15 protein-coding genes are annotated in these 18,311 nt (G+C 59.0%); all 15 read left to right on the top strand.

Annotated elements, in window-relative coordinates; all coding sequences use genetic code 11:
- The first annotated feature begins 55 nt into the window (after positions 1–55).
- Entirely contained in the window at positions 56–652 is a 597-nt protein-coding gene (locus tag ACFOTD_RS03195; protein ID WP_378115626.1) for a hypothetical protein, read from the top strand.
- Between the two features lie 143 nt (positions 653–795).
- The gene (locus ACFOTD_RS03190; protein ID WP_378115624.1) at positions 796–1,140 is read left to right on the top strand and encodes a hypothetical protein; all 345 of its coding nucleotides are present in this window, start codon (positions 796–798) and stop codon (positions 1,138–1,140) included.
- Between the two features lie 174 nt (positions 1,141–1,314).
- Positions 1,315–1,671, top strand: a complete 357-nt coding sequence (locus ACFOTD_RS03185; protein WP_378115622.1) for a histidine triad nucleotide-binding protein — start codon at positions 1,315–1,317, stop codon at positions 1,669–1,671.
- Positions 1,672–1,778: 107 nt separating this feature from the next.
- Entirely contained in the window at positions 1,779–1,952 is a 174-nt protein-coding gene (gene rpsU, locus ACFOTD_RS03180; RefSeq protein ID WP_080840534.1) for a 30S ribosomal protein S21, read from the top strand.
- 15 nt (positions 1,953–1,967) lie between these two features.
- Positions 1,968–2,411 (top strand): GatB/YqeY domain-containing protein, encoded by a 444-nt coding sequence (locus tag ACFOTD_RS03175; RefSeq protein WP_378115619.1) that lies wholly within the window; start codon positions 1,968–1,970, stop codon positions 2,409–2,411.
- Between the two features lie 255 nt (positions 2,412–2,666).
- Entirely contained in the window at positions 2,667–4,025 is a 1,359-nt protein-coding gene (locus ACFOTD_RS03170; RefSeq protein WP_378115618.1) for an NfeD family protein, read from the top strand.
- A gap of 27 nt (positions 4,026–4,052) precedes the next feature.
- Positions 4,053–5,042: a flotillin-like protein FloA gene (gene floA / locus ACFOTD_RS03165; RefSeq protein ID WP_378115616.1), complete on the top strand. Its 990-nt coding sequence runs from the start codon at positions 4,053–4,055 to the stop codon at positions 5,040–5,042.
- Between the two features lie 5 nt (positions 5,043–5,047).
- Positions 5,048–5,683, top strand: coding sequence for a hypothetical protein (locus ACFOTD_RS03160; protein WP_378115614.1), 636 nt, complete (start codon positions 5,048–5,050; stop codon positions 5,681–5,683).
- 354 nt (positions 5,684–6,037) lie between these two features.
- Entirely contained in the window at positions 6,038–7,372 is a 1,335-nt protein-coding gene (locus ACFOTD_RS03155) for a DegT/DnrJ/EryC1/StrS family aminotransferase (protein WP_378115612.1), read from the top strand.
- Between the two features lie 202 nt (positions 7,373–7,574).
- Positions 7,575–8,279: a sugar phosphate isomerase/epimerase family protein gene (locus tag ACFOTD_RS03150; RefSeq protein ID WP_378115610.1), complete on the top strand. Its 705-nt coding sequence runs from the start codon at positions 7,575–7,577 to the stop codon at positions 8,277–8,279.
- Positions 8,280–8,322: 43 nt separating this feature from the next.
- Positions 8,323–10,683, top strand: a complete 2,361-nt coding sequence (locus tag ACFOTD_RS03145; RefSeq protein WP_378115608.1) for a helix-turn-helix domain-containing protein — start codon at positions 8,323–8,325, stop codon at positions 10,681–10,683.
- Between the two features lie 32 nt (positions 10,684–10,715).
- Positions 10,716–12,326 carry an extracellular solute-binding protein gene (locus ACFOTD_RS03140; protein ID WP_378115606.1) on the top strand — a complete coding sequence of 537 codons (1,611 nt, stop codon included), beginning with the start codon at positions 10,716–10,718 and terminating at the stop codon, positions 12,324–12,326.
- A gap of 389 nt (positions 12,327–12,715) precedes the next feature.
- Positions 12,716–14,797 (top strand): choice-of-anchor Q domain-containing protein, encoded by a 2,082-nt coding sequence (locus ACFOTD_RS03135; protein ID WP_378115604.1) that lies wholly within the window; start codon positions 12,716–12,718, stop codon positions 14,795–14,797.
- Positions 14,798–14,954: 157 nt separating this feature from the next.
- Positions 14,955–16,322 carry a hypothetical protein gene (locus ACFOTD_RS03130; RefSeq protein WP_378115602.1) on the top strand — a complete coding sequence of 456 codons (1,368 nt, stop codon included), beginning with the start codon at positions 14,955–14,957 and terminating at the stop codon, positions 16,320–16,322.
- 149 nt (positions 16,323–16,471) lie between these two features.
- A complete protein-coding gene (locus tag ACFOTD_RS03125; protein ID WP_378115600.1) occupies positions 16,472–18,115 on the top strand; it encodes a type 2 periplasmic-binding domain-containing protein in 1,644 nt (547 codons plus the stop codon).
- The last annotated feature ends 196 nt before the right edge of the window (positions 18,116–18,311 follow it).

Genomic DNA, 18,311 nt, shown 5'->3' with positions numbered 1-18,311 from the left:
GTACGTCCTTCCGGCCGTATTAACTCCTGAATTCGATTGAGAGGGGACTGGGGTCATGTCAGGCAAAAAGAAATATACCGTACCGATCATGCTGGCGATCATCACGATGCTGACGTTTCTGATCGTCGTGCTGTTCTCCCGCGTGCTTCTGGACGGGCAATCGCTCAAGACCGAGCGGGGCCAGCGGCTTGCGTCGAGCTACAACTATTGCATTTTATACGCCACTGTACTGAAGGACGGCTCTGTAGGTCTGCTCGACGCGGACGGCGAGGAAGCCCGCATGCAGGCCGCGAAGATGTTAGGCAAACTTGACGTCTCCGCCGGAGAATGCGGCACCGGCGTGCTTGTGCAATCCGGCACGCGCACCGGCCAGAGCCAAGAAGACGCCTTAGCTGCGGTCTCCGTGCCAATGCAGAAAATCAGCGAGGCGCTCGCCCCCATCGGCGCGAGCGGCGGCGCGCTCACGGAAAAAGAGCGGGCGACTTTGACCGCGGCGGCGGCGTCCGCAGACAAATTGTCTGGCGTGCTGGGCGCATATACGGCGCCGACGGGATCCGACCGTTTTCGGCAGATGGAGGCGGGGGTCGATTGGGTGCCCGTCGCGCAGCGCTTCGTCCAAGAACTTAAAGAGGCGGCAGCCGCAATCGGATAAAATGGCGTAACCGCGTTTTCGCTTCTGCGAGCTTGGTGATCGCTCGTACTTATCCGGCTGCGAAATGATCTTTGAATCCTGTAGCCGATTGCCCGCCTGGGCATATGCTGATACAAAACAGCGGCGATCGGGAGGTTGCTTGCATGCTCAGGCAGGAAATCAAAGCCTTAAGCGAGGCGCATATGCATCGTTATGTCGAGGTGCGGGATCAAAACGGCATTTGCTACGACGGCATCGTGGAATATATCGACGACGAGACGCTTTGCCTAGCCGTGCCGGGAGCGGTGGAAGACCGTTCGTTCAGCCCGGGATTTGGCCCAGGTTTTGGTCCCGGGGTGGGCCCAGGTTTCGGCCCAGGCTTCGGCCCTGGACCCGGCTTCGGCCCTGGCTTCGGCCCCGGACCTCTCCCTTTCCGGCCCAGGCGTTTCACTAGGCTCGCTCTTCCGCTGTATGCGCTGACCGCGCTCACGCTGCTTCCGTATTATTGACGGACGCGAAGCCCGCGATTCGCCTTTTCTTGACCAGCCTGCCCGGCGTCATTCCGGGCGGGCCGTTCAAATCGCGACGGCGTTTACCCGCTCTCGTTGTCCTCGATTGGACGAGCCCTGCGGGCGTAGAGTATGATGTTGGTATATTACTCATACAATCTGGAGGCCTAGCTGATGGATACGCTGTTTATCAAGATTATCAACCGCGAGATTCCGGCCGATATCGTGTACGAGGACGAGGACGTGCTGGCCTTCAGGGACATCCGTCCGCAGGCCCCCGTGCATGTGCTGGTCATCCCCAAAAAGCCGATTCCGACGCTGGACGCCGCCGAGCCTGAGGATGCGCTGCTGCTGGGCAAGCTGATGCTGGCCGCGCAACGCGTCGCCAGGGATGCGGGCATCGCAGAGAGCGGTTACCGTCTGATTAACAACTGCAATCCCGACAGCGGACAGGAAGTGTACCACGTACATCTCCACGTGCTGGGCGGGGAAAAACTGGGACCGCTCAACGCTCGTCCGACCCAAGTATAATTCCTTTTAAAATCGGCTTCTTGGAAGTTGACACTGCCTTTCATGTTCGCCTATAATGAAGTTTGATAACCGTGTGTTGTGGTCTGTTCCGGAGGGAGGGAAAACAGGTGTCCGAAACGAAAGTTCGCAAAAATGAAACACTCGACGCTGCACTCCGCCGCTTCAAGCGTTCGATCGCTAAAGATGGCGTTCTCGCGGAACTGAAAAAACGCAAGCACTACGAGAAACCGAGCGTTAAGCGGAAGAAGAAGTCCGAGGCTGCTCGTAAACGCAAGTTCTAGGAGGAATTACGCATTATGAACCTCGCGGACCGTTTGAACGAAGACATGAAGCAGGCGATGAGGGCCCAGGATAAGTTTCGCCTGACCACGATTCGCATGGTTCGTGCGGCGGTCAAGAATCAAGAGATTGAGCTGCGCCGCCCGCTCGAGGATAACGAAGTTATCGAGATCCTGAGCCGCGAAGTCAAACAACGCAAGGATTCCCTCCAGGAATTCGGCAAAGCGGGCCGCGACGATCTGGCAACGGCCGCAGCGTCTGAGATCGATATCATCAGCGAGTACCTGCCCACACAGCTAGACGAAGAAGAAATCAAGACTCTCGTTACACAGACCATTCAAGAGACCGGTGCTTCTTCCAAAGCCGATATGGGCAAGTTGATGGGCGCTCTGATGCCCAAGGTGAAGGGACGCGCGGACGGCAAGCTCGTCAACCAGATCGTCCAACAACTACTGCAATGATTATCTCGAGAACGACAGGCACTCTCCTTCTGGAGAGTGCTTTTTGCGTCTTCGCGGCCGTTTAAGGGTATGATGAAAAAGACTGTCCGCCGCGCAATTAATGAAACGTAAAGCCCTTACATAACGTACTGAAAGTCATACGGGGCTGCGGTATGCCGTATGATGACCGCAACCGGAGTTCCCGGGGGGAGGGGGAGAAATTTTTTGACCCGTCATGGAAAACCGAAACAAAAGAATCGGCGGACGTACGCTCGGATGCTGTGGCCGATGGCGCTGCTGGCGGCGCTGGCGTTCTCGTTCACGACCAGCGCAGCATTAGCTAAGGCGGAGACGAAGGTGCCGCCCGCCGCAAAGGATGGGTATTCCGTATACGTCATTCCTGTTAAAATGACGGTGGAGCGCGGACTCGCCTCGTTTCTGGACCGGGCGTTAACGGAGGCGGAGGATGCGGGCGCCGCGCTCGCGGTGCTGGAGGTCGATACGCCCGGAGGCAGCCTGGACAGCGCAGAAACGATCGGAGAGCGCATACGCTCGTCCAAGGTGCCGACGATGGCGTTCGTCAAGGGCAAGGCCGCATCGGCTGGCGCATACATCGCACTAAATGCGAATCGTCTCTACATGTCGCCCGGCTCGACGATCGGTGCGGCGATGGTAGTGAATGCCGCAGGCGAAGCCGTCGAGAGCCCTAAGATCGTGTCCTTCTGGAGCAAGCAGATGAGCTCGGCGGCAGAGATGAACGGCCGCGACGGACAGATCGCAGTGGGCATGGTGGATCCCAACGCGGTCGTCGAGGTCAAGGGCTTGAATTGGACTAAGCCGAAGGGCGAGATCATCTCTCTGAGCGCCGAAGAAGCGTTGAAGGCAGGTTATGCGGAAGGGCAGGCGGAGACGGTAGAGCAGGCGATCGCGGCCGAAGGGCTCGCGGGGCTCACGGTCGTTCACGAAACGCCGACGCTTGCCGAGCGCGTCTCCCAGACGCTGACGAGTCCCGCGATCATGACGCTGCTGTTGATCGTCGGCATCGCGGGCGTGCTGATCGAATTGATCGTGCCCGGATTCGGCGTACCCGGTATACTGGGACTGCTGTCGTTCGGCCTCTACTTTTTCGGACAGCAGGTAGCTGGCTTTGCAGGGCGGGAATCGATCGTGTTGTTTGTGGCCGGCGTCGCGTTTATCGTCTTGGAAATGTTCGTTCCGAGCTTCGGCATTCTGGGCTTGCTGGGCGGGGCGGGCATCGTCAGCGGCGTCGTTACGGCTGCCTACGATACCGGCAATGCATTCGAATCGCTGGGCTATGCCTCGCTGATCGCGCTCGCTCTCGTTGTCGTCATCGCGTACGTCTTCCGCAGACGCGGGATATGGAACCGGTTCATCCTGCAGGAACGTCTCACCGCGGAGCAGGGATTCGTCCCGAGCGGAGACGATCGCGAGCTGCTCGTCGGGAGCAGCGGCGTGACGCTGTCGCCGCTTCGTCCTTCCGGGGTCGCCGAGATCGCCGGCAGGCGCGTCGACGTCATCTCGAGCGGACAATTCCTGAACGCGGGGCAGCAGATCGAGGTCGTGTCCGTCGACGGCACGCGGATTTTGGTTAAGGCCGTACGACAGGCCGAATAAAATTATTTTGATGCGGAGGGATTGTATTTGGATCCGAATGTACAGATCTTGATTATCGGTGCTTTGATTATTATCGCGCTTGCCGTTTTTTTCAGCTTTTTCCCGTTTATGCTCTGGATATCCGCCCTCGCTTCCGGCGTGCGGATCAGCATTATCACGCTGGTGGCCATGCGGCTCCGCCGCGTCGTGCCGAGCCGGATCGTCAACCCGATGATCAAGGCGACCAAGGCCGGACTTGGTCTTAACATCAACCAGCTGGAAAGCCACTTTCTCGCGGGGGGCAACGTCGACCGCGTCGTCAATGCGCTGATCGCGGCGCAGCGCGCCAATATTCCGCTTCCTTTCGAGCGGGCGGCCGCGATCGACCTGGCGGGCCGCGACGTGCTCCAGGCCGTACAGATGAGCGTCAACCCGCGCGTCATCGAGACGCCTGTCGTATCGGCCGTAGCCAAGGACGGCATCGAGGTGAAGGTCAAGGCGCGGGTCACCGTGCGCGCCAATATCGACCGGCTCGTCGGCGGCGCCGGCGAAGAGACGATCATCGCCCGCGTCGGGGAAGGTATCGTCAGCACGAACGGCTCGGCCAATTCCCACAAGGACGTACTTGAAAATCCGGATCTCATCTCGCGTACCGTGCTTGCCAAAGGACTGGACGCAGGCACCGCCTTCGAGATCCTGTCCATCGATATCATGGATGTCGACATCGGCAAAAACATCGGCGCGCATCTGCAAACGGAGCAAGCCGAGGCCGACAAGCGCATCGCGCAGGCCAAGGCCGAAGAGCGCCGCGCGATGGCCGTCGCGCAGGAGCAGGAGATGAAAGCGCGCGTCGTCGAGATGCGTGCGAAGGTCGTCGAGTCCGAGTCCGACGTGCCGCTCGCGATGGCCGAAGCGCTGCGCGGCGGCAAGATGGGCGTCATGGATTACATGAATCTGAAAAACCTCGAAGCGGACACGCAAATGCGCGGGTCGATCGGCAAGGGCGAGGCGGGTTCTAGCAACGGCGAGGAGCGCTGATTGCCATGGAGCAGCTGATCGGCTTTCTGCTCGGCAACCTTCATTTCGTTCTCGTCGTGCTCGGCATCTTGTTTTTCCTGCTCCGCAAATCGCCGCTTGAAAAGCCGCCTGGCGGCAAGCCGGGCAGCCGCCCTTCAGGACGCATGCCGGACTTCGGCGGCGGCGGGCTGCCGCGTCCGACAAGGCAGCCGGCGGATCCGAGGCCGGCTCAGCGGCCGATGACGGCGCAGCAGCCCGTCGAGCGGCGCGAGGGGCCCGCCATGCACGAACGGAGGCAACCGCCGGTCGTGACTGTCCCTGCGCGTCAGCGCGGCGCAGAGAGGGCGGAGGGAGAGCGCGGCGCTCCTATGAGCGACAAGCAGGTCGTCTACCGGAGCCCGGGCACGCCCCAGCCGAAGCCCGTGCCATGGGACGGCGAAGGGGAATCTGGCGGCGAAGGCGCGCCTTCGGCTTCCGCGGCCCAGTCGGCTCGCGAAGACGCGGCGTACCACGCGGCCGCGAAAGCTTCGCCGCTGTACGCACCCGCGCAGCCGCAGGCAGAGCCGGCGCCGGCGAGACCGAAGCACAGCGAGCTGGCCCGCGCCGTCATATGGGCCGAGATATTGGGGCCGCCGCGCTCGCGCAAGCCTTTTCGAAGATAAAAAGCACGAGTTAATCTCATGAACGCATGAAGCCGTCTTGATCGGTCAACCCGACGAGGCGGCTTTTTCGTTGTGGTAGATTTTATGCCTCTAACCGGTCCGCGCGATCTTGTGGAAAGGTTGTTTGTTGGATTAACCGAACATGAACATGACGTGATTCATGATTAACACTATCGCCAGTGCGTCTATGTGAGGTATTCTTCTCGAAAAGCGTAAACAGGTAGGTCGATCTTTAAATCGGACTATATGCAATGCGTGGCATCCATCGCTATAGTAAGGGTAAATGAGGGCGTTTACATTTATGCGGCAACGCGAACTTGGCGTGACGCTCCGTCTTGAAGGAGAGGTGATTCGATGAGCGGTTCAGAAAAGCTGGCGATATTCGGGGGAAGCAAAGCCATCACAGAAAAGCCTGGCAACCTGTTCACCTGGCCGATCATTACCGAGGAGGACGAGGCAGCCGCCCTGGAAGTCTTGCGCAGAGGCGCGATGTCCGGTATAGAAGTGACGAAGCAGTTCGAGGAAGACTTCGGCAGGTGGATGAACGTTCCGTATGCGCTTGCCTTCAATAACGGCACCGCGTCGCTGCAGGCGGCCATGTACGGCTGCGGGCTCGGCGTCGGCGACGAGATCATCGGTCCGAGCATTACGTATTGGGCTTCGGCGCTGCAGGCGTACTCTCTGGGAGCCACGGCCGTCTTCGCTGATATTGACCCGGACACGCTATGCCTGGACCCGCGCGACATCGAACGCCGGATCGGCAAGCGCACCAAGGCGATCATGGTCGTTCATTATCTCGGACATCCGGCGGATATGGAAGCGATCATGCGCATCGCGGACCGATACGGCCTGAAGGTCATCGAGGACGTATCGCACGCGCACGGCGGGCTTTACGAAGGCCGCAAGCTCGGCTCGATCGGCCACGTCGGCGCGATGTCGCTCATGGCAGGCAAGGCGCTCGCGGCCGGCGAAGGCGGCATGCTGACGACGAGCGACCGGACGATCTACGAGCGGGCCGTGGCGCTGGGGCACTACGATCGATTTAACGAAGCGATTCTCGACCCGGCGCTCGCTCCGTATCGCGACCTCCCGATGGGCGGTTACAAATACCGGATGCATCAGGTCAGCTCGGCGGTCGGACGCGTGCAGCTGAAGCATTACGACGCGCGGCACGCCGAGATCGACCGGGCGATGAACCGATTCTGGGACTTGCTCGAAGGCGTGCCCGGCATACGGGCTCATCGGCCGGACAAAAATTCGCCCATGAAAACCGGCGGCTGGTATGCCGCACGCGGACATTACAAGTCCGAGGAGCTGAGCGGTCTGTCGGTGACGCGTTTCTGCGAGGCGGTGCGGGCGGAAGGCGTGGACGGCTGTCACCCGGGATGCAACCTGCCGCTGCACGGACACGCGCTGCTGCAGACGGCAGACGTATACGGACACGGCAAGCCGACTCGGATCGCCAATGCGCACCGGGACGTCAGAGCGCTGGACGATTCGCTGCCGGTGAGCGAGGGGATCGCGCACAAGGTGTTCAGTGTTCCCTGGTTCAAGCACGATCGTCCCCAAGCGATAGAAGCGTATGCGCAGGCGTACCGCAAGGTCGCGGAAAATTATCGGGAGCTGCTTGTAAACGACGCCGGCAATCCCCCGGAGCTCGGCGGGTGGAGCCTGTTCCGGAAAAAGTGACCGTGCAGCCGGCAGAAATGGCGCCGGACGCGATTTTCTCTTTTGCACGCTCCCGGTATCGTATAAACTGCTAGTATATGGTTTCGTCTTCCAGGCATCAGCTTCCGCCCTATGGGCTGAAAGGAATGATTTTATCTTATCCACCGGCATCGTATCCGTAACCTTCCGCAAGCTGTCCCCCGAGGAGATCGTAGCGCTCGCCGTGCAAGCCGGCCTGGATGCGATCGAATGGGGAGGAGACGTTCACGTACCGCCCGGCGATCTGCCGTTGGCCAGGCAAGTCCGAGCCATGACGGAGGCCGCGGGGCTGCAGGTGTCCTCTTACGGTTCCTATTTCCGGGTCGGCCGCGATACGAACTTTTCGTGCGTTCTGGATACCGCGGAAGCGCTTGGCGCCCCGAGCATCCGGATCTGGGCCGGTAGCGTCGGCTCTTCCGAAGCGGACGACGAGTCGTACCGGCGGGTCGTAGAGGAAACTGGCCGGCTCGCGGACCGTTCGCGGCAGAGAGGCATCGGACTTTCCTTCGAATTTCACGACGGCACGCTGGCCGACACGGTCTCTTCGTCCGTCGCGTTAATACGGTCGATCGCCTGCGACAACGTGTCCTTATACTGGCAGCCCCAAATCGGGGTGTCCCCGGAAAATAACTTGACGACGCTGACCGCATTTTTGCCATGGCTCTCCAACGTGCATGTATTCCAATACGACGAACGGCGAAGGCAGCAGCCGCTCGAAGCCGGCGAAGCGGCATGGCGATCCTATGCGGATGTCTTGCGAAGTACGGAAAAACCGCGTTATTTATTATTGGAGTTCGTAAAGGACGAAGACATCGGGCAGTTCTTGAAGGATGCGGCTATCCTGAAAAACCTCGTTCGGCACGTCCGCGAGGATGGAGCCGGTCGCTAGAGGCAGCAAGCGTACGGAGTCCCAGCGGCAGGAGGGAAGAGATATGACTTTGCTCCGAAAGGCCAATCAACGAAAAAGCATTTTTGCCACCCTGCTCGTCTCCTATATTGCCATTCTGTTGTTACCCGTTGCGATCGGCGCGTTTTTGTACCAGCGCGTCGAGCACATTATGGCGGACAATGCCAATCGCGCCAATCTCGGGCTGCTCGACCAGGTCAAGCTCGTCGCGGAGAGCCGGTTCGCCGAGGTCGACAGCCTCTCCGTCCAGCTCTCGTTTAATCCCAAGCTCCAGTGGGCTCTCAGTAACTACGAGAACGACTATACGAAAAGCCAGTTCAACCTGGTGGAAATCATGAAGGATTTCCGGAACGTCAACAAAGTCAGCAGCTTTATCGACAGCTTTTTCGTTTACTTTAAAAATACCGATTCCGTCCTGACGACGGCGGGCAAATACGATTCCCCCTTTTTCTTCAGCAAAATCCTCAAATATCAAGAGCAGGATGTCGACTGGGTCAAGAAAAACCTGCTCACGGGCAATACGGACACTGCGTATTTGCCAGCCTCCTCGATCAAAGAAGGCGAACGGACGAGCAATGTCATCACCTATGTGCAGTCGCTTCCCATCGGGGAGAAGGTGAACGTCAAAGGCTACTTGGTCGTGTTCATCAAGGAACAGGAATTCGACCATTTGATCGCGCGGATCGAGAAGGTGAACAACGGCTCCATCTCGATCGTCGACGACAAGCAGCAGATCATTATGTCGACGGACAACGATCGCCGGCTTAGCCCGGAGCTGCTCGCGAGCTTGAACGGCGTCAGCGGTTACGACGACAATGCGTTCGCGGAAGACGGCAAAGCGATGATGCTCTCGTATACGACTGGCCAAAACGGATGGAAGTACGTTTCCGTCGTCCCGAAAAGAGCGGTGCTGGCGCAAGTGGCGACCGTAAAAAACATGGCGCTCACGCTGCTGTTATTATGCCTGCTCGCCGGTATCGTGGCCGCCTACGTTATGGCTTACCGGAATTATAGTCCCATCCGCGACGTCGTGCGCACCATTATGCAGGACAATAACGACACGCAGCGAAACGATAACAACGAGTACGATTACATCAAGCAATCCATCCTTCGCTCGGCAGGCGAAAAAAACCAGCTCCGGCAGACGTTGTCCCGGCAGGCGCCGGTCATACAGGCCAATTTCCTATCGAGACTCATCAAGGGTCATATCGAGGCTTCCTCGATTCAGGACGATGCTTTCAAGTTCATGGGACTGCAGTTCGAGCATGAATATTTCGGCGTCATCCTGCTTGAGATCGAGGACTGCCGGGAATGGCTCAGGGAGGATGCGGAGCGAGAATGGGCCAACGTCCGGCTCATTCTGTCCGATCTCGGCATCAGCCTGCTGGAGGGGCGCGGCTATATCGTGGAGCTGGACCGCAGCAGGCTGGCGATTCTGACCAACACGCCCCTGCCGTCCGAGCAAACCTATCGGGAGCGGTCGGCGTTTATCGAGCAGCTGCTGGAGGCTGCGGGAGCGCGCGTGCCGGTCAGAATTACGACCGCCGTTAGCCAGTATCATCGGGGCGTCGAGGAGATCGGCAAGTGCTATCGCGAGGCGCTCTCCGCGCTGGACTACCGGATGATCCGCGGCGCCAACACGGTCATTTATCATGAAGAAATCGCGAATCTCGAGCAGCAGTCGTATCATTACCCGCTCGAATCGGAAGTTCAGCTGATGAACTTTGCCAAGGGCGGCGATTACGCGAGCGCCGAGAGGCTGCTGGATCAGACGTACGAGGCGAATTTTCAGTCCAACGGCATCACGCCCGAGATGGGCAAATTCCTCATGATCGATCTGCTCAGCACGCTGGTCAAGGTGATGAACGGGCTGCCGCTTCCGGATAAAAAACGGCTCGAGAGCAAGATCGATCCCGTCAAAGTCATTGCGGCATCCGCAACGGCGGAAGAGATGATGCATCAGATCAAGGCGTCGTACCGGTTGATCTGCAAGTTCACGAAGGAAGAAAAGACGGAACACGGAGACCGCCTTCACGCCAGAATATGTCACTATATCAACGAACACTACGATGACAGCGGCCTGAGCCTATCGCTGATGGCGGATCACTTTCAGATCAGCCTGCAATACTTGTCGACTTTTTTCAAAAAACACAGCGGTCAAAACATAACCGATTATATTGCCGCCGTTCGCATCCGGAGAGCGAAGGAGCTGCTGGCCGACCCGTCGATCACGATGGGCGATATCGCGGTCAGAATCGGCTACGCGAACGCGGTCAGCTTCGTCCGGTTCTTTAAAAAGGCGGAGGGCGTGCCTCCCGGGAAATACCGGGAGCTGCTCGAGCGCCATGGCGGCGAAGGCATGTCGGGAGCCGCGGAAAATGGATAACGCGACGGGAGTGAGAAGCGATAGAGCCGCCGATGATCAAAAGATATGCGGCGCTGCTGTCGGCCGCGGCGCTGCTCGGCTGCTTGACGGCCGGTTGCCGCAGCGACGGACGGGAGGATGCCGGCGGCCATGCAGCGTCCCGCCCGCAATCGGAGCGCAGCAGCGTAGACGCAAGATATCCCGCTTCCATGACGTATTGGGTGCCGATGGACCAGGATGCGGCCGTCACGCTGCGCGACTACGGCGAGATGGGGCTGTACAAGCAGCTGGAAAAGGCGACGGGCACCCGCGTCAAATTCCAGCATCCCGAAGCGGCCGGATTCGGCGAGCAGTTCAGTCTGATGATGGCCACGGGCGCGCTGCCCGACGCAGTCTATACGAACTGGACGGAAAATTATCCGGACAAGGCGATCAAGGACGGTAAAATCCTGCGACTGAACGAGATGATCGAGAAATACGCGCCGAATCTGTCCAGACTGCTGAAGGAGAAGCCCTACGTGAAGAAAGCGATCACGAGCGCGGAGGGCAACATTTATATGTTTCCGGCGATCGGCGACGATCCGCAAATCTTCGTTTATCACGGCCTGATGGTGCGCAAGGATTGGCTCGACCGGTTGAACCTGCAGCCGCCGCTTACAATCGACGACTGGGAGCGAATGCTGACCGCCTTCCGCGACGGCGATCCCAACGGGAACGGCAAGCGCGACGAGATCCCGTTTTTTTACCGGCAGACCGATATGGAGAGCAGTTATCCGTTTATAGGAGCTTACGGCATAACGACAGGGATGTATCACGATGGCGCCACGGTCAAATACGGGCCGATGCAGCCGGCGTTCAAATCGTATCTGGCGCTTATGAACAAGTGGTACGAGACGGGCCTGATCGACCGGGATTACCTGACCTCGGATACCAAAGTGCGGGACGGCCTAATGCTCGGAGACAGGCTCGGGTCGATGGCCGGCTGGGCAGGCAGCAATATGGGGGCGTATATGCAGCTGAAAAAGGACGGGAATCCGGCGTTTAAGCTGATCGGCGTTCCTTTTCCTGCGCTGCAGGCGGGAGGGACGGCACTCTCGAAGCCGGCACCGCTCGTCACGGGACAAGGCTCGGCGATCTCCGCCTCAGCCCGCCATCCGGAGCAGATCGCGGCATGGCTCGACTATGGATACAGCCCGGAAGGCTCCGTTTTGTACAACTTCGGCGTCGAAGGCGAGAGCTATACGTTGGTGAACGGAAAACCGAAGTATACGGACCTCATTCTTCATAATCCGAACGGCCTCTCGATCTCTCAAGCGTTGGCCGCCTACGCGCTGCAAGCCTCCGCCGGTCCTTTCGCCTCGGATGTCGAGGCAGACAGACAGTGGCATGCGGACCCTGAGCAAGCGGAGGCGATGTCGGCCTGGATGCAGGCGGATCACTCGAAGGAGCTGCCGGCCTCGCTGCTCCAGGCGGAGGAACAGGAGAAGTATGCGTATATTATGACCGACCTCAATACGTACAAAGATGAGATGGTCAATAAATTCATTATGGGCGCCGAATCGCTGGACGGCTTCGAGGATTTTAGGCGCAAGCTCGTTCAGCTGGGCATTGAAGAGGCGGTCGCGATTTACCAGACCGCTTACGACAGATATCTGGAAAGGTAAAATCGCGTAAAGCCGCTTCGGCGCCTGCCGAGGCGGCCTTTTTTGGTCAAAATCGGATAATCGAAAACGGTTAACGGGGCCCGCGTAAGGCGGATAACCGATCAGTAATTTCGACTATGTACAAAAACAGGAAAAGGTTAGTATATTGGGACTCGAATTACAAGTTTATGCCATATGCCCCATGACTCGATGTACGACTAGCTGCATGACTTGCTGCACGGCGGCTGCACGGTGCCCACTCTAACCTGCCGATTCCGGAACAAGGATTCAGTCGGTTATTCGTTATAGGCGCAGAGCTAGGCGATGGCTGATGCATCAACAAAGAAAGGAGGCGGAACGGAGGGAGCGAGTGGGAAGCGCATACCCAAAAAATCGGAGGAGTGAAGATAATGTTGAAAAGAATGTTGGCTTTCTCCTTAAGCTTTTCGCTGCTTGCAGGCTTTGCAGGTCTTGTAGCGCCGGTCGCCAGTGCGGATGTCCCCGACATTTACGTATCGCCGTCAGGCAGCAATACGATGGGCGACGGCTCGGAGGGCGCACCTTACGCAACGATTCTGAAAGCGTCCCAGGAGGCGGAGCCCGGCACGACCGTGCATGTGAAGGCCGGAACGTATGCCGGCGCATTTATTACGGATACGGATGGGGAGCCGGGAAATCCGATCCGGTATGTATCTGAGGGTGCCAAGCTCGTGCCGATTGCCGCCGATTCGGATGGCATTACCGATCCGGAAGGCATCTGGGAAAACCGGGGCTGGTACGTGGAGATCGACGGCTTCGAGGTCGACGGAACCGGCAAAACGGCGCCGCCGAACGGCATTATGAACCAAGGCTCCTACGTCGAGGTGAAGAACAACTATATACACAATATCGCGAACGTCTCTACGATGGGCTGCTCGGGCAAAGGCGGCGCGGGCATCAATATTCTCGATTATTATCAGGACAATCCGTCCAGTCCCGTTCGAATGACGGGGACCAAGGTGTTCAACAACATCGTTCGTGACGTCGGCGTCGGCACCTGCAACAAATACCACGGCATCTACATCAGCACGTCGGCTTCGGTTTACAACAATGTGGCTTACGATATAAGCGGCGCCGGCATTCATCTGTACCACGATGCTTACGACGTCGATATCGTCAACAACACCGTCGCCGCCTCCACCTTCGGCGTCGTGGTGTCGTCCAATGCCGGCTCCCACTACCACTGGCCGAGTCAGGTCGTCGATTACGTGAACGTCATCAACAACATCTTCTACGACACGTCGTACGGAATCTACGAGTACGACCAGGTCGGCACGCACAACGAGTATTACAACAACCTGGTCAACACCAGCTCGATCGCCCCGATTACGCTGCTTAACGGGAACACGCACTCGGGCACGGTGACGACCGCTCCGGGCTTCGTCAACTACGCCGCGCGCGACTTCCATCTCGCATCGGGCTCGAACGCCATCAATGCGGGCACCTCGACGCTTGCTCCCGCGACGGATCTGGAAGGCAACAGCCGGCCGTCAACGGCCGTCGATATCGGCGCCTACGAGTTCACGACGCCGGGCTCGGGCACGACTACGCTTACCTTCTATCACAAGGACAGCATTCCCACAGGGTCGACGGCCACTTATTGGTACAAGCAAGCGTTGATCAACGGGACGGTCGTTTGGGAGCAGGACGTAGCCACCGACGGAACCGGCTGGCAGGCGCAGAGCGTTCCTATTACGACGCCGAGCGCCAACTTTACTCTCCAATTCCGGCTGATCAGCAAGAAAAGCGTCAGCAATTACCCGGTTACCATCAATGTCGACGATGTGGCGGTCGGCGGTCTCACCGTTCAAAATGCCGGCTTTGAGTCGGGCGCTTCGAACTGGACTGCGGCGCAGACGCTTGCCGCCTTCGGTTCCGCGACGAGTACTTCTTCTCCGCACGCAGGCTCGGCGTCGTATCAATTCACGTTCCCCGGCTCGACGGTTTCAGCGATCGATGCCAATGCTTCGATCACCCAGACGGTGCCGGCAGCCTCGCTGACCAGAACGCTCACTTTCTACGAAAAGGACAATATTCCTTCGCCGACGACGGCGGGTTACTGGTTCAAGCAGGCACTCGTAAACGGGGTTGTCGTCTGGGAACAGGACGTCGGAACCGACGGGACCGGCTGGCAGTCCAGGACAGTCAGCTTCACGTCTACGACACCGAGCTTCGTTCTGCAATTCCGGCTCATCAGCAAGATCGGCGTCAGCAATTACCCGGTCGCCTTCAATGTCGATCAGGTCGCAATCGGCGGATTGACGTTGACGAACGGCGGGTTCGATTCGCTGACAGGCTGGACATATGCCGAGGACCTTGCGGCCTTTGACGGGGTTGTCGATACCGCCGTCAAAAACAGCGGCACCGGCTCCCTGAAGCTATCCTTCCCGGGCAGCACCGGCTCATCGAACAACGACGACGCTTCCGTAAGCCAGACCGTATCCAATTCGTAACCACTTCCAAATGAGAGTTCCTGCCGATTCGGCGGGAATTCTCTTTTTTACATATGAAGTAATCCGGATAACCGATACATAAATCCGACTATATCCGGCCCGTCTGGCGCCGGCTATATTGGCGGTAGCCGGTAGCCGCGAAAGGAGCGAAGCCGTTTTGAGACGAAGATGGGAGACCTCGACCTCGGGCTCGGCCGCCTCTCCCGGATGGAGGAGGGACGAGAACGTGAATCCGCTATGGCTGGGAACGGCCAAGAAGGAGATTTCGCCGCAGCGGCCGATGCCGCTGGCAGGCTTCGGTCACCGGACGGGCGTTTTCGAGATGGTGGCGCTGCCGCTCTACGTAAAGGTATGGTTGTTTGAGCGCAAGGATGCCGCAGGCAGGATAAGCAGGGCGCTGTTGGCGCAGGCGGACATTCTAGCGTGGAACGAGAAAAGAATGGATTTTCTCCTCGGCAAGCTGGAGGCGCTGTACGGGCTGCCGCCCTCCGCGGTCATTCTACAGGCGAGTCATACGCACGGTGGACCGTGGACGGTAGATCTGGCGCATCCCGCCGACGGCGCGTACGTCCGTTTTCTCGAAGCGCAGCTGCTGGCGGGCGTTGAGGAAGCGTGCGGAAGACTCGTTCCCGTCGTCGCCGAGCAGGGCGCGGCCGACTTCGACTTGGGGATCAACAGACGCAAATTCATCGCGGGCCGAATGACGATGGCGCCGAATCCCGAAGGCCCGACCGATCCGGAAGTTCGCGTCGTCCGGTATCGCGAGCGGTCGTCGGCACGGGACGTCGGCGTGCTGTTCCATTATACGTGCCACCCGACAGTGACGGATGCGAACGCGGTGTCTGCCGAATATCCGGGCGTTGCGATGGAGCGGGTGGAAGCGGCTCTCGACGGCGGGGCGATCGCGTCGTTTCTCCAGGGCTGCTGCGGGGATATTCGTCCGAAGTTGATCCGGGACGGCGAATTCTACCGGGGCGGCATAGACGATGTCCGTCTTGCGGGAGACCGGCTGGCCGATGTCGTGCTTGGCATCCTGAACCGTCCGATGGAAGCGCTGCCGGACAGTCCGCTCGTTTCCGGTTCCGCCGACACGACGCTGCCGTTCGCGCGGCTGCCCGACACCGGGGAGCTCGTCGCCGGGAGCGACAGGCCCGGCATGATCGGCGAGTGGAGCCGCCTGTTGCTCGGCGATCCGAGCCGGCTCGCCGCAGGCATCCGGCTCCGGATGAACGCCGTGCGCCTGGCGGATGGCTTGACACTGGTCGCCATGAACGGGGAGCTGACGGTCGCTTACGGGCTATTCCTCAAACGGCAAAGCCGCGGCGTGCTCCCGCTCGCCTACGGCAACGGCATGATCGGCTACGTGCCGACCGCCGCCCAACTCGTCGAGGGCGGTTACGAAGCGCTGGAGTCGATTTATTATTTCGGACTGCCGGGTCCCTTCTCGCCCGAGATCGAACGCAAGATACGGACCGCAGCCGCCGATTTGCTGAGAAAAATCGCTCTTCCGGTCTCCGATCCATAATCGGATACACGTATGTCAAAAAAGGTAACACGAAAAATGTAATGGAGATAATGAATGCTTAAATCGGGCTATAGGCAGCGCAAAAGTCCGTTTCGTATAGTGAAGGCGAGCCAAAAGGCCAATCAGACTCTTGGGGAGGGTTAAGATCGATGAAGAGATGGAGAGGAAAAGGGTTAATCGCAGGCTTGTCGGTCGCGATGCTGGTCGGACTTACCGCCGCATGCAGCGGCAACAACGAAGATACGGCTGCAAGTTCAAGCGGTGCCGCATCGGAAAGCGCCACGTCCGAAACGTCGGCCGAAGCGAGCGCAGGACTTAAGTATCCCGCGTCCTTGACGTATTGGGTGCCGATGGAGACGGACGCCGCCGTTACGATCAAGGATTACAACGAGATGGGACTGTATAAGGAACTGGAAAAACGTACGGGAACCCACGTGGAATTCCAGCATCCGCCCGCCGGAGAAGCCCAAACCAAGGATCAATTCAACCTGATGATGGCGACGGGCAAGCTGCCGGACGCGATCTATACCAACTGGGCGTCGAACGCCCCCGACAAGGCGATCAAAGACGGCAAAATCATCCGCCTGAACGAGCTGATCGATCAATACGCTCCGAACCTTGCGCAAATCCTCAAGGACAAGCCGAATATCCGCAAGCTGATCACGACCGACGAGGGCAACATTTACGCCTTCCCGCTTATCGGCACCGATCCGCCCGTGTACGCCTACAACGGCTTGATGATCCGCAAGGACTGGCTGGACAAATTGAATCTGGCCGTGCCGACGACGATCGACGAGTGGGAGAAGGCGCTGATGGCCTTCCGCGACGGCGACCCGAACGGCAACGGCAAAAAGGACGAAATTCCTTACTTCTATCGCCAGACGGACGTCGAGAGCAGCTATCCGTTTATCGGCGCCTACGGCATCGCGCCAGGCTTCTTCCAAGAAAACGGCACCGTCAAGTACGGTCCGACGGAGCCGGCGTACAAGGATTATCTGACCTTGATGAACAAGTGGTATTCGGAAGGTCTCATCGACAAGGATTACCTGACAAGCGATACGAAAATTCGCGACAACAAGGTGCTTAGCGATCAGTTGGGCGCGCTCGCCGGATGGGCGGGCAGCGGCCTCGGCGGCTATATGCAGCTTAAGAAAGACAAGGATCCGAGCTTCAAGCTCGTCGGCACCCCGTTCCCGTCGCTTAAGCCGGGCGAAAAGGCGATCTCCAAAGGTACCGCGGTCATCACCGGCCTGGGTACGGCAATCTCCGCGTCGGTTAAAAATCCGGAAGAAATCGCCGCCTGGCTCGATTACGGCTACGGCAAAGACGGCAGCCTCCTTTACAACTTCGGCGTAGAAGGCGAGAGCTACAAGCTCGTGGACGGCAAGCCGCAATATACGGACCTCATCCTGCACAATCCGAAAAATCTATCCGTCTCCCAGGCGCTGTCCACCTATGCGCTGCAGACGTCGGGCGGCCCGTTCGCCTCCGATCCCGAAGCCGACAGGCAGTGGCACTCCGATCCGGAGCAGTCGGAGGCGATGGCCGTCTGGGCCGATGCCGACCATTCCAAGGATTTGCCGGGCTCGCTGCTTAGCGCCGACGAGCAGGCGAAGTTCGCGAGCATCATGACCGACCTGAACACCTACAACAGCGAGATGACCAACAAGTTCATCATGGGCCAGGAGCCGCTCAGCAAGTTCGACGACTATGTCAAAACGCTGAAGCAGCTGGGAATAGAGGAGGCGATCAAGCTGAATCAGGGCGCTTACGACCGCTTCACATCCAAATAAGACGGCCGATCTTCCGTAAGCCGCGCCCGGGCCGTTCGCCCGGGCACGGACCTGTACGCCGCCCGTTCCGTACGGCCGACCACGGTTAATTCTGAGTCAGGAGGAATGCCCATGCCGCCACCGCTTGATGCGAAGCCGCTCCCTGTCCAAGCGGCGATGCCCCTACAACCGCTTTCAACCGTAAAGCCGGCCGAAA

The organism is Cohnella sp. GCM10012308, assembly GCF_042649185.1.
GTDB lineage: Bacteria > Bacillota > Bacilli > Paenibacillales > Paenibacillaceae > Cohnella.
The sequence above is the reverse complement of the archived record's forward strand: the minus strand, read 5'-3'. Positions and strand labels throughout refer to the sequence as shown.

Bases quoted from the DNA above. Each gene is read 5' to 3' on its own strand.
- ACFOTD_RS03195 (WP_378115626.1), top strand. From the start codon at position 56: ATGTCAGGCAAAAAGAAATATACCGTACCGATCATGCTGGCGATCATC.
- ACFOTD_RS03190 (WP_378115624.1), top strand. From the start codon at position 796: ATGCTCAGGCAGGAAATCAAAGCCTTAAGCGAGGCGCATATGCATCGT.
- ACFOTD_RS03185 (WP_378115622.1), top strand. From the start codon at position 1,315: ATGGATACGCTGTTTATCAAGATTATCAACCGCGAGATTCCGGCCGAT.
- ACFOTD_RS03175 (WP_378115619.1), top strand. From the start codon at position 1,968: ATGAACCTCGCGGACCGTTTGAACGAAGACATGAAGCAGGCGATGAGG.
- ACFOTD_RS03170 (WP_378115618.1), top strand. From the start codon at position 2,667: ATGCTGTGGCCGATGGCGCTGCTGGCGGCGCTGGCGTTCTCGTTCACG.
- ACFOTD_RS03160 (WP_378115614.1), top strand. From the start codon at position 5,048: ATGGAGCAGCTGATCGGCTTTCTGCTCGGCAACCTTCATTTCGTTCTC.
- ACFOTD_RS03155 (WP_378115612.1), top strand. From the start codon at position 6,038: ATGAGCGGTTCAGAAAAGCTGGCGATATTCGGGGGAAGCAAAGCCATC.
- ACFOTD_RS03145 (WP_378115608.1), top strand. From the start codon at position 8,323: ATGACTTTGCTCCGAAAGGCCAATCAACGAAAAAGCATTTTTGCCACC.
- ACFOTD_RS03140 (WP_378115606.1), top strand. From the start codon at position 10,716: ATGATCAAAAGATATGCGGCGCTGCTGTCGGCCGCGGCGCTGCTCGGC.
- ACFOTD_RS03135 (WP_378115604.1), top strand. From the start codon at position 12,716: ATGTTGAAAAGAATGTTGGCTTTCTCCTTAAGCTTTTCGCTGCTTGCA.
- ACFOTD_RS03125 (WP_378115600.1), top strand. From the start codon at position 16,472: ATGAAGAGATGGAGAGGAAAAGGGTTAATCGCAGGCTTGTCGGTCGCG.